The sequence below is a fragment of the Streptomyces bobili genome, from assembly GCF_002154575.1.
Lineage (GTDB): Bacteria > Actinomycetota > Actinomycetes > Streptomycetales > Streptomycetaceae > Streptomyces > Streptomyces bobili.
In genome coordinates this window covers 1-3,346 of record NZ_MUBA01000593.1, presented here as the reverse complement: position 1 = coordinate 3,346, position 3,346 = coordinate 1, and the positions used below count along the sequence as shown (strand labels likewise).

General features: G+C 67.0%; 2 protein-coding genes. One reads left to right on the top strand and one right to left on the bottom strand.

Annotated elements, in window-relative coordinates; genetic code table 11:
* Positions 1-78 precede the first annotated feature (78 nt).
* Positions 79-2,886, top strand: a complete 2,808-nt coding sequence (gene secA, locus BZL64_RS34435) for a preprotein translocase subunit SecA (protein ID WP_086773008.1) — start codon at positions 79-81, stop codon at positions 2,884-2,886.
* Between the two features lie 93 nt (positions 2,887-2,979).
* Here secA and BZL64_RS34430 read toward each other — a convergent pair.
* A partial coding sequence (locus BZL64_RS34430; RefSeq protein WP_244205679.1) for an Rv3235 family protein occupies positions 2,980-3,346 on the bottom strand: 367 nt, incomplete at its 5' end.

Sequence of the window (3,346 nt, the reverse complement as noted above, 5' to 3'; positions counted from 1 at the left end):
GTTGGTCTCCTTGCCGGTCGGGCCTGGGACGGTCTGTTTCGTTTGACTTAGGCCCGACCGGCAAGGAGACCAACCCCCGTGTCCGTCCTCTCAAAGCTCATGCGTGCAGGCGAAGGCAAGATCCTGCGCAAGCTGCACCGCATCGCGGACCAGGTCAACTCCATCGAAGAGGACTTCGTCGACCTCTCCGACGCCGAGCTGCGGGCCCTCACCGATGAGTACAAGCAGCGGTACGCCGATGGGGAGACGCTGGACGACCTGCTGCCGGAGGCGTTCGCCACGGTGCGTGAGGCCGCCAAGCGTGCTCTGGGTCAGCGCCATTACGACGTGCAGATCATGGGCGGTGCGGCGCTGCACCTCGGCTATGTCGCCGAGATGAAGACCGGTGAGGGCAAGACCCTGGTCGGCACGCTGCCCGCGTATCTGAACGCTCTGTCGGGTGACGGCGTTCACCTGATCACGGTCAACGACTATCTGGCCGAGCGCGACTCCGAGATGATGGGTCGCGTCCACAAGTTCCTGGGTCTGTCCGTCGGTTGCATCCTCGCCAACATGACGCCGGCCCAGCGCCGCGAGCAGTACGGCTGTGACATCACGTACGGCACGAACAACGAGTTCGGCTTCGACTACCTGCGCGACAACATGGCGTGGTCCCAGGAAGAGCTGGTGCAGCGCGGCCACAACTTCGCGATCGTGGACGAGGTCGACTCCATCCTGGTCGACGAGGCGCGTACGCCGCTGATCATCTCGGGTCCGGCGGACCAGGCGACGAAGTGGTACGGCGACTTCGCCAAGCTGGTCCAGCGCCTCAAGCGCGGTGAGGCGGGCAACGCGCTGAAGGGCATCGAGGAGACCGGCGACTACGAGGTCGACGAGAAGAAGCGCACGGTCGCCATCCACGAGTCCGGTGTCGCCAAGGTCGAGGACTGGCTGGGCATCGACAACCTGTACGAGTCGGTGAACACGCCTCTGGTGGGCTACCTGAACAACGCCATCAAGGCGAAGGAGCTCTTCAAGAAGGACAAGGACTACGTCGTCATCGACGGCGAGGTCATGATCGTCGACGAGCACACCGGCCGTATCCTCGCGGGCCGCCGTTACAACGAGGGCATGCACCAGGCGATCGAGGCGAAGGAAGGGGTGGACATCAAGGACGAGAACCAGACGCTCGCGACGATCACCCTGCAGAACTTCTTCCGCCTCTACGGCAAGCTGTCCGGCATGACCGGTACGGCGATGACCGAGGCCGCCGAGTTCCACCAGATCTACAAGCTCGGTGTGGTGCCGATCCCGACGAACAAGCCGATGGTCCGCAAGGACCAGTCGGACCTGATCTACCGCACCGAGGTCGCGAAGTTCGACGCGGTCGTCGACGACATCGCGGAGAAGCACGAGAAGGGCCAGCCGATCCTCGTCGGTACGACGTCGGTCGAGAAGTCCGAGTACCTGTCGCAGCAGCTCAGCAAGCGGGGTATCCAGCACGAGGTGCTGAACGCCAAGCAGCACGACCGTGAGGCGCAGATCGTCGCCCAGGCGGGCCGCAAGGGCGCCGTGACGGTGGCGACGAACATGGCCGGTCGTGGTACGGACATCAAGCTGGGCGGCAACCCGGAGGATCTCGCCGAGGCGGAGCTGCGTCAGCGCGGTCTCGACCCGGAGGAGCACATCGAGGAGTGGGCCGCTGCGCTGCCGGCCGCCATGGAGCGGGCCGAGGAGGCCGTCCGGGCGGAGAAGGAGCAGGTCGAGGAGCTCGGCGGGCTGTATGTGCTGGGCACCGAGCGGCACGAGTCGCGTCGTATCGACAACCAGCTGCGCGGCCGTTCCGGCCGTCAGGGTGACCCGGGCGAGTCCCGTTTCTACCTGTCGCTGGGTGACGACCTGATGCGTCTGTTCAAGGCGCAGATGGTGGAGCGCGTGATGTCCATGGCGAACGTGCCGGACGACGTGCCGATCGAGAACAAGATGGTCACGCGTGCGATCGCGTCCGCGCAGTCGCAGGTCGAGACGCAGAACTTCGAGACGCGTAAGAACGTCCTGAAGTACGACGAGGTCCTCAACCGTCAGCGTGAGGTCATCTACGGCGAGCGTCGTCGTGTTCTGGAGGGGGAGGACCTGCAGGAGCAGATCCACCACTTCATGGACGACACGATCGACGCCTACGTGTCGGCGGAGACCGCGGAGGGCTTCGCCGAGGACTGGGACGTGGACCGGCTCTGGGGCGCGTTCAAGCAGCTGTACCCGGTGAAGATCACCGTGGACGAGCTGGAGGAGGCGGCCGGTGACCGTGCGGGGCTGACCGCCGAGTTCATCGCCGAGTCCATCAAGGACGACATTCGCGAGCAGTACGAGTCGCGGGAGAAGCAGCTCGGCTCCGAGATCATGCGGGAACTGGAGCGGCGGGTCGTGCTGTCGGTCCTGGACCGCAAGTGGCGTGAGCACCTCTACGAGATGGACTATCTCCAGGAGGGCATCGGCCTGCGCGCGATGGCGCAGAAGGACCCGCTGGTCGAGTACCAGCGTGAGGGCTTCGACATGTTCTCCGCGATGATGGACGGCATCAAGGAGGAGTCCGTCGGCTATCTGTTCAACCTGGAGGTCCAGGTGGAGCAGCAGGTCGAGGAGGTACCGGTCGAGGACGCGGCGGCGGTCGACATGGAGAAGCAGGACGTGGTGCCGGCGCAGGCGCGTCCGGAGATCCGCGCCAAGGGCCTGGACGCCCCGCAGCGGCGGAACCTGCACTTCTCGGCGCCCACGGTGGATGGCGAGGGTGGCACCGTCGAGGGTGACTTCGAGAGCGACGAGGAGCCGGTGCGGTCGGAGGCGGACGGTCTGACGCGCGCCGAGCGCCGCAAGCAGGCGAAGGCCGGGCGGCGCCGCAAGAAGTAGTCGGCGGCAAGTAGCCGACGGCGGCTGCGGTCGTCGTTCGAGGGCCGGATCACCTCAGGGTGGTCCGGCCCTCCGGCGTGTGCGGGGTGATGCTCAGTCGTGGTCGTGGTCGTGGTCGGGGCGGGGGTGAGGGCTGCGGGGGCCGTCGAGTTCTACCGCGGTGCAGCGCCAGCGGCGGTCGGTGCCGAGTTCCAGGCGGAAGGCCATCGCGCGCAGGCGGTCGCCGGTGCCGATGCGGGCGAAGACCTCCAGGGCGCCGGGGCGGGCGACGTAATAGCCGAGGTCGCGGACGACGGGGAGGAGGCCGCGGGTGGTGCGCAGGGGGCCGCGTTCGGCGAGGTGTGCCAGGTCGTCGTAGGCGTGGCCGGCGGTGTGGCGGAGCATGGAGTGGACGGGGCGGCGACCGCTGAGGACCGCCAGGAGGCGGTCGGCGAAGAGGTCGGTGGTGTCGGGGCGGCCG